The sequence below is a fragment of the Rossellomorea sp. ABR4_004 genome, assembly GCF_056159585.1.
Map to the genome: position 1 here is coordinate 106,403 of NZ_JBSWVM010000002.1, position 21,704 is coordinate 128,106.

The 21,704-nt window shown below is 42.2% G+C and carries 26 protein-coding genes and 1 pseudogene; 12 read left to right on the plus strand and 15 right to left on the minus strand.

The window, feature by feature from the left end:
- Positions 1-56: 56 nt before the first annotated feature.
- The 3 genes from ACXAF2_RS13410 to fabL form a co-directional block, all read right to left on the minus strand.
- The gene (locus ACXAF2_RS13410) at positions 57-317 is read right to left on the minus strand and encodes a YgaB family protein (RefSeq protein WP_475140391.1); all 261 of its coding nucleotides are present in this window, start codon (positions 315-317) and stop codon (positions 57-59) included.
- 234 nt (positions 318-551) lie between these two features.
- Positions 552-761 carry a gamma-type small acid-soluble spore protein gene (locus tag ACXAF2_RS13415; protein WP_324747581.1) on the minus strand — a complete coding sequence of 70 codons (210 nt, stop codon included), beginning with the start codon at positions 759-761 and terminating at the stop codon, positions 552-554.
- A gap of 76 nt (positions 762-837) precedes the next feature.
- Complete coding sequence (gene fabL, locus ACXAF2_RS13420; RefSeq protein ID WP_034762580.1) at positions 838-1,581, minus strand: enoyl-[acyl-carrier-protein] reductase FabL; 744 nt, start codon at positions 1,579-1,581, stop codon at positions 838-840.
- Positions 1,582-1,684: 103 nt separating this feature from the next.
- Between fabL and ACXAF2_RS13425 the strand changes: the two genes are divergently transcribed.
- On the plus strand, positions 1,685-1,909 hold the full coding sequence (locus tag ACXAF2_RS13425; protein ID WP_148968111.1) for a hypothetical protein: 225 nt from the start codon (positions 1,685-1,687) through the stop codon (positions 1,907-1,909).
- A gap of 42 nt (positions 1,910-1,951) precedes the next feature.
- Here the strand turns inward: ACXAF2_RS13425 and mutY are convergent, their stop codons facing one another.
- Both mutY and ACXAF2_RS13435 read right to left on the minus strand, forming a co-directional pair.
- Positions 1,952-3,058, minus strand: coding sequence for an A/G-specific adenine glycosylase (gene mutY / locus ACXAF2_RS13430; protein WP_475139344.1), 1,107 nt, complete (start codon positions 3,056-3,058; stop codon positions 1,952-1,954).
- A gap of 55 nt (positions 3,059-3,113) precedes the next feature.
- Positions 3,114-3,416 carry a hypothetical protein gene (locus tag ACXAF2_RS13435; protein WP_148968109.1) on the minus strand — a complete coding sequence of 101 codons (303 nt, stop codon included), beginning with the start codon at positions 3,414-3,416 and terminating at the stop codon, positions 3,114-3,116.
- A 90-nt stretch (positions 3,417-3,506) separates the two neighbouring features.
- Between ACXAF2_RS13435 and ACXAF2_RS13440 the strand changes: the two genes are divergently transcribed.
- A complete protein-coding gene (locus ACXAF2_RS13440) occupies positions 3,507-4,493 on the plus strand; it encodes a metal-dependent hydrolase (protein ID WP_475139346.1) in 987 nt (328 codons plus the stop codon).
- A 43-nt stretch (positions 4,494-4,536) separates the two neighbouring features.
- On the opposite strand, the pseudogene ACXAF2_RS13445 reads toward ACXAF2_RS13440, so the two are convergent.
- Positions 4,537-4,811, minus strand: a pseudogene (locus ACXAF2_RS13445) (YfhJ family protein).
- 150 nt (positions 4,812-4,961) lie between these two features.
- On the opposite strand from ACXAF2_RS13445, the gene ACXAF2_RS13450 reads away from it, so the two are divergent.
- On the plus strand, positions 4,962-5,126 hold the full coding sequence (locus tag ACXAF2_RS13450; RefSeq protein ID WP_044339716.1) for a small, acid-soluble spore protein K: 165 nt from the start codon (positions 4,962-4,964) through the stop codon (positions 5,124-5,126).
- Between the two features lie 31 nt (positions 5,127-5,157).
- Positions 5,158-5,316, plus strand: a complete 159-nt coding sequence (locus tag ACXAF2_RS13455; protein ID WP_082051311.1) for a YpzG family protein — start codon at positions 5,158-5,160, stop codon at positions 5,314-5,316.
- A 38-nt stretch (positions 5,317-5,354) separates the two neighbouring features.
- Here the strand turns inward: ACXAF2_RS13455 and ACXAF2_RS13460 are convergent, their stop codons facing one another.
- Positions 5,355-5,681 carry a YfhH family protein gene (locus tag ACXAF2_RS13460; RefSeq protein ID WP_148968106.1) on the minus strand — a complete coding sequence of 109 codons (327 nt, stop codon included), beginning with the start codon at positions 5,679-5,681 and terminating at the stop codon, positions 5,355-5,357.
- A gap of 145 nt (positions 5,682-5,826) precedes the next feature.
- On the opposite strand from ACXAF2_RS13460, the gene ACXAF2_RS13465 reads away from it, so the two are divergent.
- The gene (locus tag ACXAF2_RS13465; protein WP_475139348.1) at positions 5,827-6,498 is read left to right on the plus strand and encodes an SDR family NAD(P)-dependent oxidoreductase; all 672 of its coding nucleotides are present in this window, start codon (positions 5,827-5,829) and stop codon (positions 6,496-6,498) included.
- A gap of 43 nt (positions 6,499-6,541) precedes the next feature.
- Here the strand turns inward: ACXAF2_RS13465 and ACXAF2_RS13470 are convergent, their stop codons facing one another.
- Both ACXAF2_RS13470 and recX read right to left on the minus strand, forming a co-directional pair.
- Positions 6,542-6,955, minus strand: a complete 414-nt coding sequence (locus tag ACXAF2_RS13470; protein ID WP_475139350.1) for a hypothetical protein — start codon at positions 6,953-6,955, stop codon at positions 6,542-6,544.
- A 54-nt stretch (positions 6,956-7,009) separates the two neighbouring features.
- Positions 7,010-7,816 (minus strand): recombination regulator RecX, encoded by an 807-nt coding sequence (gene recX, locus ACXAF2_RS13475; RefSeq protein WP_475139351.1) that lies wholly within the window; start codon positions 7,814-7,816, stop codon positions 7,010-7,012.
- Positions 7,817-7,906: 90 nt separating this feature from the next.
- Here recX and ACXAF2_RS13480 point away from each other — a divergent pair, with 90 nt between their 5' ends.
- The 3 genes from ACXAF2_RS13480 to ACXAF2_RS13490 all read left to right on the plus strand — a co-directional run bounded on the left by ACXAF2_RS13480 (position 7,907) and on the right by ACXAF2_RS13490 (position 9,300).
- Positions 7,907-8,812, plus strand: a complete 906-nt coding sequence (locus tag ACXAF2_RS13480) for a TIGR01777 family oxidoreductase (RefSeq protein ID WP_475139353.1) — start codon at positions 7,907-7,909, stop codon at positions 8,810-8,812.
- Positions 8,813-8,883: 71 nt separating this feature from the next.
- Positions 8,884-9,009: a YfhE family protein gene (locus ACXAF2_RS13485; protein WP_315635613.1), complete on the plus strand. Its 126-nt coding sequence runs from the start codon at positions 8,884-8,886 to the stop codon at positions 9,007-9,009.
- Between the two features lie 105 nt (positions 9,010-9,114).
- On the plus strand, positions 9,115-9,300 hold the full coding sequence (locus ACXAF2_RS13490; protein WP_044339722.1) for a YfhD family protein: 186 nt from the start codon (positions 9,115-9,117) through the stop codon (positions 9,298-9,300).
- 92 nt (positions 9,301-9,392) lie between these two features.
- On the opposite strand, the gene ACXAF2_RS13495 is transcribed toward ACXAF2_RS13490, so the two are convergent.
- Together ACXAF2_RS13495 and ACXAF2_RS13500 are read right to left on the minus strand one after the other, a co-directional pair.
- Entirely contained in the window at positions 9,393-9,896 is a 504-nt protein-coding gene (locus ACXAF2_RS13495) for a DoxX family protein (protein ID WP_475139355.1), read from the minus strand.
- Positions 9,897-10,281: 385 nt separating this feature from the next.
- Positions 10,282-10,623, minus strand: a complete 342-nt coding sequence (locus ACXAF2_RS13500) for a VOC family protein (RefSeq protein WP_475139356.1) — start codon at positions 10,621-10,623, stop codon at positions 10,282-10,284.
- A gap of 254 nt (positions 10,624-10,877) precedes the next feature.
- Between ACXAF2_RS13500 and ACXAF2_RS13505 the strand changes: the two genes are divergently transcribed.
- Complete coding sequence (locus ACXAF2_RS13505; protein ID WP_475139358.1) at positions 10,878-12,500, plus strand: ABC1 kinase family protein; 1,623 nt, start codon at positions 10,878-10,880, stop codon at positions 12,498-12,500.
- Between the two features lie 58 nt (positions 12,501-12,558).
- On the opposite strand, the gene ACXAF2_RS13510 is transcribed toward ACXAF2_RS13505, so the two are convergent.
- Both ACXAF2_RS13510 and ACXAF2_RS13515 read right to left on the minus strand, forming a co-directional pair.
- Entirely contained in the window at positions 12,559-12,864 is a 306-nt protein-coding gene (locus ACXAF2_RS13510) for an MGMT family protein (protein ID WP_475139360.1), read from the minus strand.
- Positions 12,861-14,630, minus strand: a complete 1,770-nt coding sequence (locus tag ACXAF2_RS13515) for an ABC transporter ATP-binding protein (protein WP_475139361.1) — start codon at positions 14,628-14,630, stop codon at positions 12,861-12,863. Before ACXAF2_RS13515 ends, ACXAF2_RS13510 begins: the two co-directional genes overlap by 4 nt.
- 151 nt (positions 14,631-14,781) lie before the next feature.
- Between ACXAF2_RS13515 and ACXAF2_RS13520 the strand changes: the two genes are divergently transcribed.
- Positions 14,782-15,525 (plus strand): Cof-type HAD-IIB family hydrolase, encoded by a 744-nt coding sequence (locus ACXAF2_RS13520; RefSeq protein WP_475139363.1) that lies wholly within the window; start codon positions 14,782-14,784, stop codon positions 15,523-15,525.
- Between the two features lie 115 nt (positions 15,526-15,640).
- Entirely contained in the window at positions 15,641-16,153 is a 513-nt protein-coding gene (locus ACXAF2_RS13525) for a CBO0543 family protein (protein ID WP_475139365.1), read from the plus strand.
- 140 nt (positions 16,154-16,293) lie between these two features.
- On the opposite strand, the gene ACXAF2_RS13530 is transcribed toward ACXAF2_RS13525, so the two are convergent.
- Together ACXAF2_RS13530 and ACXAF2_RS13535 are read right to left on the minus strand one after the other, a co-directional pair.
- Positions 16,294-18,423 (minus strand): ATP-dependent Clp protease ATP-binding subunit, encoded by a 2,130-nt coding sequence (locus ACXAF2_RS13530; protein ID WP_475139367.1) that lies wholly within the window; start codon positions 18,421-18,423, stop codon positions 16,294-16,296.
- A gap of 369 nt (positions 18,424-18,792) precedes the next feature.
- Positions 18,793-20,844, minus strand: coding sequence for a catalase (locus ACXAF2_RS13535; RefSeq protein WP_475139369.1), 2,052 nt, complete (start codon positions 20,842-20,844; stop codon positions 18,793-18,795).
- A gap of 219 nt (positions 20,845-21,063) precedes the next feature.
- Between ACXAF2_RS13535 and ACXAF2_RS13540 the strand changes: the two genes are divergently transcribed.
- Positions 21,064-21,699, plus strand: a complete 636-nt coding sequence (locus ACXAF2_RS13540; protein WP_475139370.1) for a DUF4004 family protein — start codon at positions 21,064-21,066, stop codon at positions 21,697-21,699.
- Positions 21,700-21,704 lie beyond the last annotated feature (5 nt).

Consider the following 21,704-nt stretch of genomic DNA (forward strand, 5'->3'; position numbering starts at 1 on the left):
TCCTTTAAGAATCGCCCGGTTCCTGTTCAAAAATGGGATTTATCATTCATATCTTTTTATGTTGTAACGCTGTTTTGTTCCTTTTGATAGGAGCGAATCACTTCATCGGTTTGTTTTTGAAACATATTTTGAATCTCTTTAAGTTCCATCTTCTTTGAAGCAATCTCTCTCATTATAGACTCAACCTTCGTCATCTCTTGAAGCTGAAGCAGCTCCTCTTGAAGCTCTTGACAACGTTCGATCTCAGACTGAAGATATAACAGCTTATCCATCGTCTCCAACTGCTCTGTTACCAACTCATTAAACCGTTGCTGCATCACATCCACCACTCCCCTAAACAAACTCTCTTAAACATTCTCCTTTCACCCCCCAAACCCTTTGACAACTTCTGTCACAATCTCACCAGTTTTGTCGATGGAGGGACGGACCTCCACATTTCCAAGGATGATGATTGATTGGGGTTGACATGATAGGATTCATGGGAGGTCCGTCCCTCAAACACGAAAAAGCACCCAGGTTAATGGGTGCTTTTTCCGTCAAGAACAATTCAATTATTGTTGTTGTTGACCGTATTTACCAGAAGCTTTCGCTTTGTTAGCTTCTGCTTGTTGGTTTTGTTGCTTCACGTGTTGTGCTGCTGTTGTTTCTGAAGCGAACTCAGTACCGTATTGTTGTTGTTGAGTTGCACCAGCTTGAGCGTTTTGTTGTTTAACATGTTGAACGCTTGTACCAGCTTGAGTTTTGTTTGGTTGTTTTGCCATTGTAATCACCTCCACGCTTATTAAGATAACCAAGCGTGGATTTCACTATTCGATATTTTTCAGGAAATACATTCCACTAAACGAGTAGTGAGCGACCGCCATCGACGATGATCGTTTGACCTCTAATCATAGAAGAATCGTCGGAAACGAGGAACATCACTGACTTCACAAGATCATCAATTTCCACCATTCGGCCTGCAGGTGTTTTACTGCGTGCATCCTCCAGAAGCTCTTCACGATTAGGGAAATGCTTGAGTGCATCTGTATCGATCGCACCACCGGAAACTGCATTTACAATTATGTCACGAGGTGCAAGCTCAACTGCAAGATATCGCGTTAATGCTTCAACTGCAGCTTTAGAAACCCCCACAGTTGTATAATTGTCTAAATAACGGATGGATCCCAATGAGCTTATGCTTACAATGCGTCCGCCTTTATCCATTAATTTTGCCGCTTCCTGAGCACAGAATAGTAGTGCCTTGCTGTTAATATTCATCGTCCAATCCCAATGAGATTCCTCAAGTTCCATGACCGGGCGAAGAACCCCGGATGCTGCGTTACTTACCAGTACATCCAAACGGCCGAATTCTTCTTTGATCTGTTCAAACATCGATTTGATTTTATCGACGTCCCCTACATTTGCCCTTACGACAAATGCTTTTCGTCCCAACTTTTCGACCTGTTCAGCCGTTTCAAGTGCACCTTTTTTGCTTCGTGCGTAATTAACGACAATATCGTACCCTTTTTCTGCTAGTTGGATCGCAATTTCCCGTCCAAGTCCCCGGCTGCTTCCTGTGACTAATGCTACTTTTTGACTCATGTTGATCATCCTTTCAATTTCATTTTCCATTCGGTGTAAAGCATAATCACACCACGAACATGCACACTAATAAGAGCACGTCAGTTAAATGGAGGAATGAGTTATGTATGTAGGCAGAGATATGACAGAGCTTTCAATGATTCCTAAAAATGAATGGGAGAAAAGCGAGCTTGCTTTCTTTCATCATTCACTACAACAAATAGTACCCTATTTGAACGCAGAAGGACAATCGATTCACAGAGAAATTGTCGAAGAAATTGAAAACCGCGGTGGATTGAAGCGTGGAGAAGCCGATTATACTCACGGGACAAAGGTTAGTTACGATTGAAATGACAATAGACAAAGAGCAACCTTCCCGGCTGCTCTTTGTCTATTTCTGTAGTATCCCTTCCCCTGTTTCCTTCCAGATTTTCTGATGGGAAACAGGAAAGGCATATTTCTCTAATTCTTCAGTCGTTACGGCAATCAGATCGCTGGCATCAAGAGTAGTACTGTCGATAGAACCTACATATACTTCAATATCCCAAACAATGTGTGAGAAAATATGCTGGATTTTCGTGACAACCCCTGCTTTCAATGAGCAATCTACCTTGTATTCTTCCTCCATTTGATCAAGCAATTGCTTTCGGCCGCCCCTTGAACTTCCCACTTCAAAATTAGGGAATTCCCATAAATTAGCGAGCAGCCCTTTATTTGGGCGTTTGTGGATAACTACTCGATCATCTTCCGTAAACAGAACGGCTGCCGCCATATTTAGCTTACGTGCAGATTTCTTTTTCGATTTGATTGGAAGTTCTGTTTGCACTCCCTCTTCAAATGCCTGACAATGCTCCCGTACAGGACACAGTAAGCAGGATGGAGATGTCGGTGTGCAAATCAGTGCCCCAAGCTCCATCAATCCTTGATTGAAATACGATGGATTCTCTTCAGAAATCAAATGTCTGACTGATTGTTCAAATACCTTGCGTGAAGCAGGTTTGGCAATATCCAGCCAGATGGAGAGGATCCTTGAAAATACCCGCATGACATTTCCGTCAACAGCAGGCTCGGGTTTGCTGTAGGCAATACTCAAAATCGCCCCTGCAGTGTATGGTCCCACACCTTTTAATGACGATATTTCTTTCGGTGTATCCGGGACGATTCCTTCATACTTTTCTTTCACTTCTTTTACAGCAGATTGAAGGTTTCTGACTCTCGAATAATACCCGAGACCTTCCCATGCTTTCAGCACATCTTCTTCGTCTGCTGTAGCAAGAGCATCTATGGTAGGAAATTTCTCGATGAATCGGTTAAAATAAGGAATGACCGTATCCACTCTTGTTTGTTGAAGCATGATTTCTGATACCCACACTTTATATGGATCTTGATCCTTCCTCCATGGAAGATCGCGCTGTTCCCTTGAAAACCATGATAGTAAATCTTTCTGAAATTCCTCACGGTTGATGGTTTGTAAATGTTTCAATGATTCTTCAGTCAATTTTGTACCTCCAGGATGTTAAATGTTACATTGAATAGGGAATAAATAATTAAGGCTATGTTTTTAAGCCAACAAGGTTTATTTCTTTTAACCCTCCACAAATACATTCGTCCAATAATCCAAATAATAAATGACGACGGGAAGTTCGTAAACGTTTCAAAACATGGAAATGGGATTCCGTAGGCACAATAAACCGTTCGATGTAACGATTAGAGCCGGCATCAGACTTTTCCCATTGGATATTACAGGCGTCGTATTGTGGTAATGTCTCGACGATGTTATTCATAATCTGCTTATATTGAGGTTTGAAGTTTTGTTTTATTTCATATTCTAAGTAAATGTGTAAAGTGTTTTTCATTGAAATAAACTCCTTTTAACCATATCATGTTCAAAAATGAATACAAGTCATAAAGAAATCAAAGAAATGCGAGCCAAGGGAGGACTTTTTTTGGATACAGGCACACATATCGTCATGGGTTTCGCTCTTGGGGGCTTAGCCACCCTGGATCCCGTTGTTGCTGAAAGTGCAGCCACTTCTCAAAGTGTGCTCGTTGCAGCAGTCATCGGCTCTCAAATACCAGACATTGATACCGTTTTGAAATTACGCAATAATGCCGTTTATATACGTCATCACCGAGGCATCACCCACAGCATTCCAGCTGTTGCTCTGTGGCCACTTCTAATTGTCGCTTGTCTTTATCCTTTTTTCCCGGGGGCAGATTTGCTTCATTTATGGATTTGGACATTTGTGGCCGTATTCCTCCATGTATTTGTCGACATTTTCAACGCCTATGGGACACAAGCCATCAGGCCGATCTCGTCGAAATGGGTCGCTTTAGGGGTCATTAACACGTTTGATCCGATTATTTTCGGGATTCATATTGGAGGATTGATCCTTTGGGGCATCGGATTACCTCCCGGAAAAACCTTTTTGGTCATGTACATGGTGATTTTTGCTTATTATGTATTGAGATTCCAGGTTCAAAAAGCCGTAAAAAATGCTGTTAAGCGAAGAATCCCTAAAGCGGAGAAAATAATCGTTTCTCCGACCATCCGATTCTTCCAATGGCGCCTTGCGATCGTTACAAAGGAGCATTATTATGTCGCGCGGGCATTCAGACGGTCGATTACGATTTTTGATAAATTTGAACGGGTACCGATACCAGAGAATTCAGTAATCAATGCTGCTAAAAAAGATAAAAATCTGGCCGCTTTTCTTTCTTTTTCGCCTGTTTTCCGCTGGGAAGTGGACGAATACGAAGATCATTTTGAAGTTCGCTTCATCGATCTTCGCTACAGAAATAACGGACACTATCCCTTTGTCGCCCTGGTACAGCTCGACAAAGATCTGACCATTGTCAGCTCCTACACAGGATGGGTCTTCAGCGAAGAAAAACTCCGCTCAAAAGTCGACATCGACATTTTAATCGATTAAAGCAGTGAGGGACGGACCTTTTCAAGGTCCGTCCCTCATCACTTTAATGCACTAAATCATCATCTTCCTTATCGTCGATCAGGTGTTTGTATTTAGGGTTTTGTGCAGCAAATTCGTGGATTTGTTCTCCGTATGTATTGACCCATTGGCGAACGACTTTTTCCGTTACTGCCTTCCCTTTATAATCGTAACCTGCTTTTGCGTATGTTGCTTCAAAATCTTCCCAAACAAGTTCAATCCAGGTTCTCGCTTTTTCATATGAAAGCTTATTATTTTTTCAATTAACAATTGTGTTAATTCGTGGAATGTTGACTCCATTTTGTCTCCTCCTTTTCCATATATTTAGTTCCCGCTTTTATGATAATGTACACCATTTCACCCATACTATTAGTACGTGGTTAAGCTTAGTTGTGAATCTTTGCTTCTTCACGGTATGAGTCAGAAAATTCACCTTTTAGGAGGCACTTTATGCGAAATAAAACGACAGGGTTCCCTAACATGAATAACAATAAATTCGAAGGTGAACCGAGAGCTAAAGCGGAATTTGCATCTAAAAGGGCTAACGGCACCATCAATACCCATCCTCAAGAACGTATGAAAGCTTCTGGAGAAAGAGATCACGACTCACTTTAATGAAGTGAAATTTGTTTAGGGGGTAGTTACGATGGCAAACATGAAAAACAACTTCTACCGAAATAAGTACAGCAGTCCATTTAACAAGGCATTCTACAACCCGAAGCATGCCCATTCCCAAGCTAATGGACAAACCACACAAACTCAAGACTTAATCATACTAGAGAACCAGACACGCAAGCGTTCCTAGCCTGCTTACGAGGTCCGTCCCTATGACGGACCTCTCCTTTATTTCTTTTCCCCTGCCAACAGCGAAATCGGCAGTGCTTCTTCTTTTCCGTCTCCTCCAAGGCGATATCCCCAGGCAAATACCCCGTTCAGATAGTCCACTTTGAAATATGTACCTGGATCCCCTTCTATTGCGTATATTCCACCAGGCTTGTAGCTGTCTGGATCCATTAAATAAGCCTGTGCCATAAGAGCCTTTCGTTCCAATACGGCAAACTCATTCACAATCCCCAGCTGTTCAGCTTTTCTCGCCTTCTCTTTCAACGAAGCAATTTCCTGCTTCAGCTCATGCTCCGTCATCTCACTATATCTTCTCTCTTGTTCCATTCTTCATCACCTCTACTAATAGTAGTATAGAGAAAATGATACAATAAGAAAAGCGGAAGCGGCTTGGTCAGACCCGACAAGCATAAGACGACCCTTATTCCAAGACAATCATCTAACCAAATTCACCAGAAAGGATGACACCATCATGAAAACAGCCATCATCACAGGCGGAGGCTCCGGCCTTGGAAAAGAATTAGGAAAACTTCTTAGCCAGCAGGGATATCATATCTTGCTTCTTGGCCGAACGGAAAACCGCTTAAAAGAAGCTGCTGCAGAAATTGAAAGTATAGGCGGACATGTTTCATTTGCCCCGTTGGATATTCGTTCAACTCATGACATTCAACAATTCGGCAAAAATTATCTAAATGATCTAAATGTTGAATTACTCGTACATAACGCAGGAGTAGGCTATTTCGGGCCCTTCAAGGAAACGGACGATGAGGAATTAGTAAGCATGTTTGAAACCAATGCACTGGGTCCCATTCGACTTACCAAGGCACTTCTAAATCAACTGGAACCAAATAGCACCATCATTAACATCATTTCAACAGCTGGCCTTAGAGGTAAAATGAACGAATCATTGTATGTAGCGAGTAAGTTTGCCCTCAGAGGATTTGGTGAAAGTTTACAGAAGGAGTATGAGGACTCGAATCTTCGCATCGTGAATGCATATATGGGTGGAATGGATACCCCATTCTGGGAAAACAGTGACCATATCAGTGATCCATCAAGACTTCGCTCTCCTAAAGAAGTTGCGGAATTGATTGTGAATGAATACAAAGAAAAAGACGAAATCGTCATTGAATCAAAAAAATAAACCTGAATAGGCAGCCTTCCCTAAAGGAAGACTGCCTTCTCAATTATGGAGCAAACGGGAAGAACATAAAGGCCACCACAAATAATAAAACAGGGACCAAAAATACAGCGAAGGCATCAATAACAACGACAAGTGCCATCCACACCCAGCGGATACCGTCTTTTCTTTTGAGAAACTGCTGGATTATCCGGATGTTCACGAGGATGAGGAAGATCGCCACCCCTAAGAGAAAAAATGGCATCACCCATTTCCCCATGGTTTCGGCGTACCCTTGGTTATACCATTCTTGTTTCCCCAGTGTATAGAATCCGGTTTGGACTTTAATGATGATTTCACCAATGATAAATAGTACCGCCGCCCCCACGACAATTCCACCTGTGTAAAGCTTGAATTTTTTAGTCGTACCGATGAGCAGCAGAAGTGTTATACCAGCAAACAGAAGCGTGAAAATCTCCACACGAACTCCCCCTTGTCATACCCCTATAGTTCAATCTACCTTGAAAACATCAAATCATTCTTCATTTTCTTTTAATTCTTCCAAAAGTCTATCGATGTCCTCCATAGAGAAACCTTTTCGATACAAGATCTGTTTCATCTTCTGGACATACTCGTATCCCTCATACTTTGAACTCAGTTTTCTATGAGCCTTTAACCCTTGGTGATAGACAGCATCCCATTTTTCATCGTCATCCCGATCAGATTCTACTGTCTCCCAGACCATTTTCATGACAGAACCCGGATATCCTTTTCGCATCAAATTCTGCTCAATTTTTTGCTTGGCGATCATCTTTGAATCTTTCCGGTATTTTTGAAGAAGTTTTTCGGTGAGACCGACCGCTTTATCGACCTGCTTCTCTTCTGTAAATGCAGAAAGAGCCTCTTCAATATAAGGGTCATCCACCCCTTTTCTTCTTAATTCCCCCCGAATCCAGGTCGGTCCCTTATCGGAGGTATTCATGTGAGTCCCGACAAATGCTTGAGCGAATTCTAAATCATTGATGTATTTAATATCATTTAATTTATGAATCACTTCCTGTATGACGCCATCTTCAGGATCACCTTCTTGTAAATGGTCCCTGATTTCTTTTTCAGTACGCATTCGATAGGCTAAATACTGAATGGCTTTATTGAATGCTTTTTTTACATCGTCTTCGTACTGAAGCTCCGAAATCTCAAGCTCATCGACTTCCAAGCCTTTTCTGAGCTGGAACTTCGCCAATACTGCTTCATCGACACTGAAAGAATATTTTCCATCTATAAATAAATTGTAACGTTCATCGTTCTTTACTTGCTTCGTTATTTTCGTAATCTTACCCATTTTTTCCACCTCATAGTAATCCTAACACATTCAGCATATGTTTTTTATTCTGTAGATAGGTAAAATAATAAGTATATTGGAGGGATGATGATGAAGATCGCTATAACAGGTGGTACGGGTTTTGTCGGTCAGGCTCTGACGGAGGAACTTCTCGAACACCATCACGAAGTAATGATACTTACCCGAAATCCGGATAAATACGACAATCGTTCAGGTGTTACCTATGTAAAATGGCTATCTGACGGTGCGAAACCCGAAGAAGAGCTCGAAGGAATCCAAGCCTTCATTAACCTTGCAGGGGAATCCATCAACAGCGGCCGCTGGACGGATGAGCGAAAGAAACGAATCATCAATAGCCGAATCAACTCAACCCAAGAGGTAATGAACATTATTAAAGCATTGAAAGAAAAACCCGCGTGTCTTATAAACGCAAGTGCAATCGGCTACTATCCTTCTTCCAAAACGAATACGTATACGGAAGCCTCAACGGAAACGGCAGACAACTTTTTAGGAGAAACGGTTCAAATATGGGAAAAAGAAGCGAGCAAAGCGCATCATCTGGACATCCGGGTTGCATATGCACGCTTTGGAATTATTCTCGGGAAAGACGAAGGCGCCCTCCCCCGAATCGCTCTTCCATATAAAATGTTCGTGGGAGGAACGGTTGGATCCGGGGACCAATGGATGTCGTGGGTCCATATAAAAGACATCGCAAGAGCTGTGCATTTCATTGTTGAAACAGAATCCATCTCGGGACCGGTCAATGTGACAGCACCTTCTCCTGTTTCCATGAAAGAGTTTGGGAAAACCCTCGGAGCCGTGCTTGGCAGGCCACACTGGATCCCTGTCCCATCCCTTGCTTTAAAAGTAACAATGGGTGAAATGAGCGCCTTAGTGCTAGAAGGCCAAAAAGTACTTCCGAGTGTCCTTTCAGAAAACGGTTTTCAATTTGAGTACCCTGAATTAAAAAGTGCACTGATTGACATTTATCATTAAATCACAGGTATGCCCCTTTCTTTTCAAGGCAAAAATAGTATTAATCTTGAAAAGAAGGGATGTACATACGAATGGATAATAAGAAAAAGAAAGACAAAAACAAATCGGTTCTTTCCAGTGCGCAGGAAGTAACGTATTCACGAGAATTCAAAGCAGCCGATCGTGCAGGCGGCTTCAGTTCCAAACCCCATAGATAGACAATTATTACCTAACTAAAACCCCTTACTTTGAAGAAGAATAAAGGTACAGACTCCTTAGTCTGTACCTTTATTTTTTAACCAACTGAAAAGGGGATGTTCATATTGGGCAGATCACGCGGAAATAGTAAACGAGGAAACAAAAACAGCTTGCCTCAAACACCCGCTCAGCTCAAATCTGACGGTGTTGACGAAGAGTTCTCACGTGAACTTGCCGACCAGGCTGATATGGAAGCACAAGCTCGCGCCAACGCTGCCAACCAGCGTGCACGAGTGAAGAAAAACCAATAGAGTAATCCCGGTAGGTAAAAAAGATAGGTCATGAGGAATTCATTAAGAAACCACCCATGCAGTGACTGCATGGGTGGTTTTAATTAAACGTACTATCCTACCACGATCGGCTTTTTATGCTGCTTGTCTTTAGGTAGGACCATCTGTTTCAGGTATGGCATCACCCAGCGGTCAACTCCCCAACAGTTTGCCCCTCTGCCGGCAAAAAGAAGGATGATGGCAACTGTATAGAGAATTGGATTCGTGCTCACTGTTCCCGCTAATAAGAAATTTAAGTTCATGAATGCACCTGCGAGTAGTGCCGGTATTGTCATGAATCCGACTATCAAGCCAACTCCCACCAGTACTTCTCCCCAAGGTATCAAAATATTGAATAAATCGACATTCGGTATTGCGAAACCTTTTAGGAATTCTGCGTACCACCCTTGAACGGCTGGATGATCTCCTGCCGCCTTCGCCAATGCTCCTTGCAAGAAGCCGCTTGCATCAAAACCATCGTTCACCTTATGCCAACCCGCTTCCAGCCACTGAACGCCCAACCAAATTCTAATCACTGTCCAAACCATGCTCACCTTTTGATTTTCCCACCATCTCATAATGGATCATCTCCTTTTGGGTGTATATTGTGAAATATTTCACAAGAATGGTTAAAAAAACAGTTGATCAAAGTTTGTGATGGTTTTGGTATGATAGCTGTTTTTTGTGAAATGCTTCACATGTTCTTTACACTTATAATATACCCCTTCTCCATCCTTATTGCAATAGGCGTTTAAGCAGTTCACAAAGGTGTCAAAATCGGAAAGTTTGTTGTATATTTCTTAATAAATTTTTTGGCGAAAAATGAATTCCCTCTATCTTTCAGGAAAATTTCAACTGTTACTATCCATCGATGATTAACTGTCAAATCCAAAGCCACATTCACTTGTCAAAAATCATCGATATTCGAACAGGTGAACAATCCTCGCCAACCAATCATCTACGTCAGCGCCCGCGACTCATGTCAATAATCCGGATTAAATTGTCACTATCATCTTGATATATGGCATATCTGCCTGGAGGAATATCACATGGAGTTTTTATGAAATGAAGTTTTTCCTGATGTTGTTCATAGTATTCGTCTACGCTGTCTACGATGAAAATTCCACCGGGTACTAAATCAGGCTCGTCATTTTCGATCATCAATTGAACATCCGTACCTGGTAAATTGAGAGCAATCGTGTGATCCCCCTCTCGCCATGCTTCTTCAAACCCTAATGTATCACGATAATAATTGAGAGATTCCGTTAAATTTTTAACCGGATGACATAGAAAAGCCAGTTTCATATACTCCACCTCAATTTCATATTTTTTGAACCATTCCCTATTATCTTTTGCCTGATGAATTATATTAAATCCCACTCATTCTGTGATTCATATCCTTTGGTATCGTTAGAATCCTTTCTCTGATATTATTCAATATATTACCATGAAAATCCAACGAAAAATGAACTATTTTGATGATAATGCAGAGAAACTTTCTTCTTCTTTATCCGTATTACATAATAGAACTAGACAGTCCAGTTACGGGGGATGAAACGATGAAATCAGAGAAAAAGCTTTGGAGAATGTGGAAAGTATTATCACTGGCGCTTTCAATCGTGGTGAGAGTCTATTGGTACCGTATCCGCGGTAAGTCCCAATGGGAGAAAGAGAAGCTCTGGGAGCGCATTGGAAAAGAGTTTAAAGAAACATTATTTGAGTTAAATGGTGTTCTAATTAAGGTGGGTCAGCTCCTCAGTATACGTGAGGATTTGCTTCCGAGAGGGTTTATCAATCAAATACAGGATTTGGTCGATCATGTTCCTCCTTCACCATGGGAGGACATTGAAAAGGTTCTGGAACGTGAATGGAAAAGCTCGGTGACTACCAAGGTACTGGCCATCGAATCAGAAGCTGTTGCTTCCGCTTCAATAGGAGAAGTTTACAAAGCGACACTATTAGACGGTACCCAAGCGGCTATAAAGGTGCAGCGGCCTGAGATTCCGTCCCTGGTGAAGACGGATTTCCGTTCCCTTGCCATCATTATTTGGTTCGCCCGACGTTTCGCTCCAGTTCCCAAGGGGTTCATTGATTTCAAAATGCTTTATCAGGAATTAAAGCAAGTCATCGAACAAGAGCTCGACTTTTCTAAAGAAATGAGCACCGCTCTTTCGTTCAAACAACGTTTCAAAGACCATCCAAACGTGAAGATTCCTGCTATGTATCCTGAACTTTGTACAGATAAAGTATTGGTGATGGAGTGGGTGGATGGTGTTCGATTGAATGACAGAAATGCGTTAGAATCTTATGGGTTGGACGGGCAGAAGTTAGCTCAGGAATTATTTCGCCTCTTCCTCCCCCAATGGCTCGAGCCGGGCATCTTTCATGCCGACCCACATGCAGGAAATATACTGCTTCAGCCGGATGGTACCTTTATTCTATTGGATTACGGAATGATTGGGGAAATTTCCAAAAGAGATTCCACTCACTTTCAAGATCTTCTGGAAGGTATCCTTCTAAAGAATTTCCGGAAAGCAGCAGAAGCGCTGGCTCAATTAGGTTTTTTACTTCCTGATGCAAGTCCGAAAACGATCGAACCCGTGCTGAAGGAATTTGTCACACTCGATATGGAGCAGTTCAAACAGATGGATCTGCTAACCGTTAAGAAAGAAATTAATGATATGGTGAAATCATTACCTGTACAAGTGCCTACCCGTTTTATCTTTTTAGGCCGGTCTTTTGCAACTATAGAAGGAATTGTTCATACATTGAGTCCCGATGAAGAAATCCTTGATGTCGTCAATCCCGCCTTCATGGATTGGGTAAAGGATAGTAACACAAACAAGTGGGAGCTCCTTATGAAATGGGTCAGTGCCCAACCTCTCTTTCAGACTGTTCAGAAAGTCCGACAGTTGTTGGATGTACCAGAAAAAGCGCTTGAACAAAAGGACCATCATCAGCAAAATGAGTTTCAGTTTGTGGTATTTGAAAACCAAAAGAAGCAGGCTTTCATCCTTCTGCTCTTCGGTGGCGTTGGTGCCTTCACAGGATTAGGGTTGGATTTGAACCTCATTTCGCAAGCTAGTTTCGCAGTATCTGGATTAAGTGTAGTTGGTTATTTTTTTATCAGTTCCCGACAAAAACGTTGGCTGAAGAGACTTAGGAATGGACAGCTGAATTAACAAAAAAAGGTAACCTTGAATATTGGTTACCTTTCCTTTTTTACAATCAATGTAAGTGTTAAGACAAATACCGATACTCCTCTAACCTAATCCGATTCTTCCCAATGAAATGAACCCCCTCAGCTTCCAAACATAGCCTTTGGTGCATCGCTTGCTCTTCATCCCCGAACCCAATTTCCCCCTTGCTATTCAAAACCCGGTGCCAGGGGAGCTTATACTTTTCACTCATGGAGTGAAGAATCCGCACGACCTGTCTGGCAGCTCTAGGACTGCCTGCCAATGAAGCGATTTGACCGTACGTCATCACTTTTCCAGAAGGGATACCCTGTATGATTTTCACCACTCGTTCAGTAAAAGGTTTCATGCTAATTCACTTCCCGCATCAGGCTGATCCCCTATTCTTAACTGCTGTCTCGCAAAGTCACGGTATAAAGCATGGGATGTAAACAACTCCTCATGTGTACCGACCCCAGTCACCTTTCCTTTTTCTAAAAAGACGATCTGATCAGCATCCACGATGGTGGATAAGCGATGGGCAATCACGAGGGTGGTCCGTCCCTTCATTAAGTTCTTTAGCGCTTCCTGAACGACAATTTCCGATTGGCTATCCAGGCTTGAAGTGGCTTCATCCAGCATGAGGATATCCGGGTCCCTCAATAGTGCTCTTGCAATGGCAAGTCGTTGCCGCTGTCCTCCTGAAAGCTTGATTCCTCTTTCTCCCACTTCTGTTTGATAACCGTTAGGGAGGTCCTTAATAAATTCATGGGCATAAGCCATTTTTGAAGCGGCTATCATCTTTTCCTCTGCTATATCTCCATGGAGCCCGTAAGAGATATTGTCCCCGATCGTTCCCGAATAGATCGGACTATCCTGGGAGACGTAGCCAAGAAGTTCCCTCCATGATTTTAGCGAATATGAACTGATCGTCTCTTCCCCCAATAGAATGTCTCCTTGCTGTGGCTTATAGAACTGCTCAATTAATGAAAACAGTGTCGTTTTCCCACTCCCACTCGGACCAACGATGGCCGTCACTTTCCCTTTTTCGGCCGTTATCGTCACATCCTTTAACACTTTCTCCCCCTCTTCATACCCAAACGTCACCCCATCAAGGACCAGGGCACGATCCGTTTGAGGGACGGACCTTCCTTCCTCAAGGTTTTCTTCGTCTAGATTGAGAATCGATAACACTTTCTCTGTTGCCCCCACTGTTTTCTGGAACTGAGTCACGAACACGATGATCTGGGTGATCGGCATGATTATCTGAAAGAGGTAGATGAAGAAAGCAACAAGCTCCCCGGCCGTCATGGTTCCAGAGGTCACTCGAATACCGCCGAATCCAATAATGAGTACAAGGACGATGATAATTAAAGATGAAACGACCGGAGACATTAACGCTTGAATGATCCCTTCCTTTAATCCGAGGGCATAGAGTTTCTTGATACCTGTTTGTCCTTTTTGAAATTCGATCTCTTCCGCATTGGATGACTTCACGAGACGGATTTCCGAAAGGACTCTCGTTAATATAGCCGAAAAGCTTGCAGTCTCTGTTTGCAATCCCCTTGAGATGTCAGCCATCTTTTTGCCAATCGGGATAAGAAACAAGAGTGACAGTGGTATGATTGAAAACATCACCAGGGTAAGAGGCCAATCTAAATAAAACAGTACGATGATGGCACCTATTACAGAAATGATCCCTGTAATAAAGCCTGTCAGGTGCTCGGTGATCAGGTTCTTGATCACTCCCGTATCACTGGTCATACGGCTGACAGAGTCACCCGTTTCATGTGAATCATAATAAGGAACGGGCAGAACCAGCAACTTTCTCCAAAGCTTCTCTCTCAAGGAGGCAATCACATGCTGCCCGACCCTCGCCAATATGTAAACAGACACTCCTCCTGCTATCGCTTGAACAAAAAAGGCAGCAATCATCCCTATGATGACCCCTTTGCTTAACGAATCTAAACTGAAGTCATCGATCAACTTACTTGTTAATAATGGTATAGCAAGTCCCGCAATCGTTGTAAGCAGGCTCAAGAATAAAGAAATGCCAAACAGGGTTTTCGGTGGATCGGTTTCCTTTATTAAAGTAATAAGCTGCTTCCACTTACCTTTTTCATATGTAGACTCCATTGTTCTCTTCCTCTCAAATATATACTCATTCCTATTGTAATATGAAGTGCATTACATAGGAAATAATACCTCCATCAAGTCGGCTTCCTAGAAGATTTGCTCGAATTATATTACACTGGATATGAATGAATAGAAGGACGTGATAGATATAATGGATATTAGATTAATTGCCCTGGATATGGATGGGACACTGGTCAATCACGAAGGAGAGGTATCTCCTGAAAACGCACAAGCCATTCAGCGTGCTAAGGAGAAAGGTATTCATGTGGTGTTAAGTACTGGCCGCTCCCTTTTCACGTGCCGCGACATTTCGGATGAGCTTGGACGTTCATCTTATCTGGTGACCGTGAATGGCGGGGAAATTTACGATCATGAATACAATCTGGTAGACAGCATCCCACTTGATCTTGATCTTGTGAAACAGCTTTGGAAATTAAAAGAAGAGCATGATGTCTACTTCTGGTCTTCCACTTCCCAAGGACTTTTCAATACGAATAATCCTTTTGATCAGGAAATCGATACCTATAACTGGCTGAAGTTTGGTTTCGATATTCAGGATGATGACGTCCGCAAAGTCATGATGGACGAGCTGGTGAAAAATGAAGCACTGGAAATCACAAATTCTTCGCCGACAAATATTGAAATCAATCCTGCAGGTGTCAATAAGGCAGCCGCTTTAGTGAAGGTTTGCAAATGGCTGGACCTGTCCATGGAACAAGTCATGGCGGTCGGGGACAGTATGAATGATATAGCCATGATTCGTGAAGCCGGTTTCGGAGTTGCGATGGGGAACGCACAGGAAGCCGTGAAGGAAGCCGCAGATTGGGTCACTGGCATCAATACAGATCATGGTGTTGCCCAGGCGATTGATAAAGTACTGTCAGAAAAGGAATAGATACTCCAATTAAAGTGCCTGATTCAATGTGAATCAGGCACTAAATCTGTCCAGGATGTCTATTCTTTTTACGTTACGTCCATACTGAGTAACAAAAACAAGGATTGTACTCAATATGTATCTAATTCTGGTAGTGGTTGTGTATCTTATTTTCGCCAAGCTCTTTATTGATTGGAAACGTTGGAGAGAGTATTATCCAACGGTTCAATATTATATTATTTGCAATCTCTCCTATAACGTGATTTTTTATAATCACACACTTTGGGAATATAAAGCTGTGACGGTTGATTGGCTTAACCATACGTTAATTGATCTCGTTTTCACTTTTTTTATCATTCCTGTCGTCATCATGATCTTTCTTCGTTATTTTCCATATAGAAGAAAGAAATGGCTGTATCTTGCCTGCTGGATTGCTTACTTCACCTTTTTGGAATACTTATTTCATAAAAAAGGACTGTTTCTTTATGAAAATGGCTGGAATTTAGGATGGTCTGCAATTTTTAATGTCATCATGTTTTCAATGTTAGGATTGCACCATAAAAGGCCATTACTTGCCATCATATTATCCATTCCTATTATCGCTATCCTTTTAATGATATTCCATCCTACGTACCATGAATTAAAGTGAGGGTGTTTCTATGACTTCCTTTTCGACCCCTTTATTTATTGTCTTAGTTTTAGGAGTTTATTTGGCTATGGCAATATATATCACTTTTTTGAAAAGGAAAGAATAGAAAAAGAAGCACCCAATAAAGGATGCTTCTTATCTTATTTAACAAGGATCTTGTCGTTTTCGAGTGAAATGACTACGTTTGTTATGCCCTCTTCATCAAGAAGTAAATCTGCGATTTTATCTTCCACTCTTTCCTGGATCACACGACGTAAAGGGCGTGCACCGAATTCAGGATGATATCCCAGTTCAACGAGTTTACTCTTCGCATCTTCGTCGATGGTTACAGTAATCCCCTGTTCTTTAAGTTCAACCTTCAACTCGTCAAGCATAAGGTCAAGAATTTGAAGAAGCTCTCCTTTGTCAAGAGATTCAAACTCAATGATGCTGTCAAAACGGTTCAGGAACTCAGGCTTAAAGTAGGCACCTAGTGATTGAAGAATATTCGTTTCTTTAATCGCATCTGTGCCACCTGTGTTAAAACCGACCACTGCTTCCTTCTTGTCCGTCACACCTGCGTTACTTGTCATGATGATCACAGTCTCTTTAAAGCTGACCGTTCTACCTTGACTGTCGGTGAGACGTCCATCTTCAAGAATTTGCAGGAACATATGCTGAACATCCGGATGGGCTTTCTCGATTTCATCCAGGAGAATGATTGAATAAGGGTTTCTTCTTACCTTTTCAGTCAATTGACCGGATTCCTCATGGCCTACATAGCCTGGAGGTGAACCGATCAGTTTTGAAACAGAGTGTTTTTCCATATACTCACTCATGTCTAATCGAATCATCGAACCCTTAGAACCGAATAACTCTTCTGCCAATGTTTTCGTTAATTCTGTTTTACCTACACCTGTTGGTCCTACAAAGAGGAAAGTGCCGATTGGACGATGCTTCGCCTTCAATCCTGCACGGCTGCGGCGAATCGCTTTCGCTACTTTTCTCACTGCTTCTTCCTGTCCGATTACTTTACCCGCCAGGTTTTCTTCCAGTGCTTTCATTCGTTTCCGATCATCACTTTGCAGCTTCCCAACAGGAATACCTGTTTTCGATTCAACGATCGTCTGGATCAGTTCTCTTTCTACAAGTGCTTTAGAGTCTGCCCCTCCTTCACTGACTTGTCTTTCTAGTTCTGCTTCTTGATCACGAAGGATGGCAGCTTGTTCATAATTCTCTTCTTTTGTTGCCATATCCTTCTTCTCTCTTACATCGTTCAATTTTTTAAGAAGGGCAGTCTTGTCTTTCCCCTCTGACTGTAGATTGACTTTAGAACCTGCTTCATCCATTAAATCAATGGCCTTATCCGGTAAGAATCGATCCTGAATATATCGATGGGATAGTTTCACACAAGCCTCAATTGCCTCGTCTGTAAACTCGACTCCATGATAGTTTTCATATTTATCTTTTAATCCTTTAAGGATCTCAACAGCTTCTTCAGGTGTCGGCTCGTTAACCATAACCGGCTGGAAACGACGCTCGAGTGCTGCGTCTTTTTCAATTTGGCGGTACTCCTTCAATGTCGTAGCCCCGATTACTTGCAAATCACCCCGGGCTAAAGCAGGTTTTAGAATGTTTCCTGCGTCCATGGAGCCTTCAGCGGAACCTGCCCCAACTAATTGATGAATCTCATCAATAAATAGCATCACGTTCTTTCTATTCTGAAGTTCGCTGATGATGGCTTTTAAACGTTCTTCAAAAGAACCGCGAACCCCTGTACCGGCAGTTAGTGAAGCAACATCCATTACATACACTTCTTTATTTAATAATTTGGATGGAACATCACCTGCTACGATCTTAAGGGCCAACCCTTCAGCGATAGCCGTTTTACCAACCCCGGGCTCACCGATGAATACCGGGTTATTCTTATTACGGCGATTTAAAATTTCTATGACGCGTTCCACTTCTTTGTCCCGGCCGATAACAGGATCAATCAATCCAGCTTTGGCTGCCCCTGTCACATTGCGTCCAAACTGATCGAGAACGCCATTTCCTCCATTTCCAACTTGGGTTTGTGGAGATGATTGCTGATCGTGGAAGCCATGATTTGAGTTTCCACTCATGCTCATCCCTTTAAACAACTCATCAAGCGGAAATCCTCCATGTATTCCAGAAGGTGATTGCTGCTTTTGAAAGCAAGCTGAACACATCTTCATACTGGACTTGTGACCATTCACTTGCTTATACACTTCAACTGTTGCTTGGTTGTGTTGACATACTTGGCATTTCATTAAACATGACCTCCTGTGGCTTTGGTTTTTATATAGATTATTTTTTCAATTGGTTTATGGATAAGGTCAGCTTCTTGACGAATTGATTACACTAAGTTTGACTTTGACTTTCTTTGACCTTACAAACATAGTATACTTTGACCTTTTTTGACTTTCAACATTTTTGCTTATGGGAATTTTTTCATTTTCAATGACAGGCCTTTTGATTGAAGAGTAAAGTAGGTGTATCGAAGTAGATCAAGTGATTGATTTGGACATTATAGTAGGATTTACCTTGGGATAATATAAAAAAGGCCAGACCTGAATATTCAGATCTGACACTTCTCAAATAGAAGAGAGAGAATCACTCCCATGTCTTTCTATTAAATATTATACTAATTCGCGATCCCAATGACGATGTTCTGCAATGGCTACCGTGAACTCTTTTGCAAATGACTTCATGTCTTCCCCAGTTACCACACCAGAGCCGCTGACACCCGCTTCTTCCAACCAGTGTATCCCTTCATGGGTTGCACCAATCGGTTTGAAGTGAGAATACGCTTCTTTGACAAAATAGGTTGTATCTTGAGAGAACTTTTTATCTACATTCTCTCCGCCAACTACGTAAAGACTATCAAATAACACGGATTCCCCTGTTAAGAAGGTATGGTCCACTTCAAGCTCCGTACCGTCATCCCCTTTTCTCATCCCTAGCTTGTCACTGATGATTTCAGGCTGGATGCCATCTTCTTTAAGAGCGGATAGTACCATTTTCACTTCTTCCCCTTTAAATCCGTTTCCTACGATGACCCCTACTTTACGTGTAGCAGGTTTCTTGATCGTATTTTCCTGGCTTAAGGCTGGAGAGGATTTAGTTACTTTTGAGCCTTCTCCGCTAGGAACTTTCGCACTTATCGCTTCTGCAAAGCCTTTTGCCAGATCCATGCTTACATTGGCAAACATGTCGACTACCTGCTGTTGGACCGATTTGTTCTTCACTTTTCCAAGCTCGAAACTGAAGGCTTGAATGATATGCTCTTTCTCAGGCTCACTCATGCTATTCCAGAACATGGTGGCTTGCGAGAAGTGATCTTTGAAGCTTTCACTTCTTGCCCGGACTTTACGCCCTTCCATCTTCTCCTGGTAATGAGTGTAGCCTCCTTCTTCCTGACTTGCAGGTGCTGGTGTATTTTTAGCAAGTGAGTTGTTATGGTAGCTCACCTGACCCTTGTTAATCGTTTGACGGCCATATCCATCACGCTGGTTATTGTGGAATGGGCACACAGGTCGGTTAATAGGAAGCTCATGGAAGTTAGGTCCACCGAGTCGGATCAATTGTGTATCAGTATAGGAGAATAAGCGCCCTTGTAATAACGGATCATTAGAGAAATCAATCCCGGGAACAACGGAACCAGGATGGAAAGCTGCTTGCTCTGTTTCTGCAAACACATTGTCCACATTTCGATTAAGGGTCATTTTCCCAACAATTTTCACAGGAACTTCTTCTTCAGGCCATAGCTTGGTAGGATCGAGAACATCAAAGTCAAAGGTAAACTCATCTTCTTCCTTAATGAGCTGAACTCCCAGCTCGTACTCTGGATAATCTCCATTTTCGATGGATTCATACAAATCACGGCGGTGGAAATCCGGGTCTTTCCCGTTGATCTTCTGAGCCTCATCCCAAACGAGAGAGTGCGTTCCAAGCACCGGCTTCCAGTGGAACTTCACAAAATGGGCTTTCCCCTCCGCGTTCACCAGGCGGAATGTATGAACACCGAAGCCTTCCATCATACGCAGGCTACGGGGAATTGCCCGATCGGACATGGCCCACATGACCATATGAGCAGATTCCTGATTGTTGGCAATGAAATCCCAGAATGTATCATGGGCAGAAGCTGCCTGAGGCATTTCATTATGAGGTTCCGGTTTAAGTGCGTGTACAAGATCCGGGAATTTTATCGCATCTTGAATGAAAAACACCGGAATATTGTTTCCGACGAGATCATAATTGCCTTCTTCCGTGTAAAATTTCGTAGCAAATCCACGTGCATCACGTACTGTTTCTGCGGAACCCTTGGATCCGGCCACAGTTGAAAAACGTACAAAGACAGGCGTTTTCGTTGAAGTATCCTGAAGGAACTTAGCCCGGGTATATTCTTTCATAGAATCATAGAGTTCGAATTCTCCGTGTGCAGCGAAGCCTCGTGCATGAACAATCCGTTCTGGTATGCGCTCATGGTCGAAGTGAGTCATCTTCTCACGGAAGTGGAAGTCCTCCATTAAGGTAGGTCCGCGTTCTCCGGCCTTCAACGAAAACTCATCTTCTGATACCTTCAATCCTTGATTGGTTGTAAGATGCTTACCTTCGTCCTCCACGCGATACTGTTCAAGCTGTTCATCCTTGCTATTCTCATTCACTTTCGTACGACGATCGTCTCCCATTCTTTCATCCCTCTCAACGGTTATTAATGTTTACTATGTAAAACATTTCTGTTTGTTTTGTACCCTTGATGCCCATATTTAAACATTTATTCGATAGTTTGGATTGAGATTTATTTTGAAAATTTTTCAAATTCACCTTTACGAACGTAACATTGTTCTGTTAAACTAGTCATCAAGTAACGTAACAATGTTTTGTTACAGAGAAGAGGTGATCCCTCATTGGAGGCAGATCTTATATCTAAGAAGGATGTATTGGAACTGACCGGCATTTCGTATGGCCAGCTTTATCGTTGGAAGCGAAAGAACATTATTCCGGAGAGTTGGTTTATTAAGAAATCCAGCTTTACGGGTCAGGAAACGTTCTTTCCAAGGGAAAAAATGCTCTCACGGATCGATACAATCAAAGAAATGAAGGATGACTACTCACTGGATGAACTATCCGATTTCTTTTCACCAAATCCAACTAAGATTGAAGTCAGTGCAGATGAATTACCTTCGTACAACATCCTGTCGGGACATACCTTATCCTTCTGCACAGCACTTCTACCGGTAAAAAAGGGATTTGAGTTCCCTGAAATATTAAATATGTTGATCATTGAGAAGGCGAAAAGGATACAAGTCCCAAGAGAAGAACTGCAAACCTTATTTCTCTTTCTTCATGAGAAGTTCACTCCACTAAAAGATTCTTCCCTTGAACTTGTTGGTCTTCGTAAAGAAGAGCAATATATATGGATGCTCCTTCCTCTACATTCCGAATTGCTTGTTGACCATTTAGCACAGACCGTATTGAGATTCGATTTACAACAGATGATGGAAGAATTGAAAATCACGTTGACGAATACAAAAGGGATCTAACATCC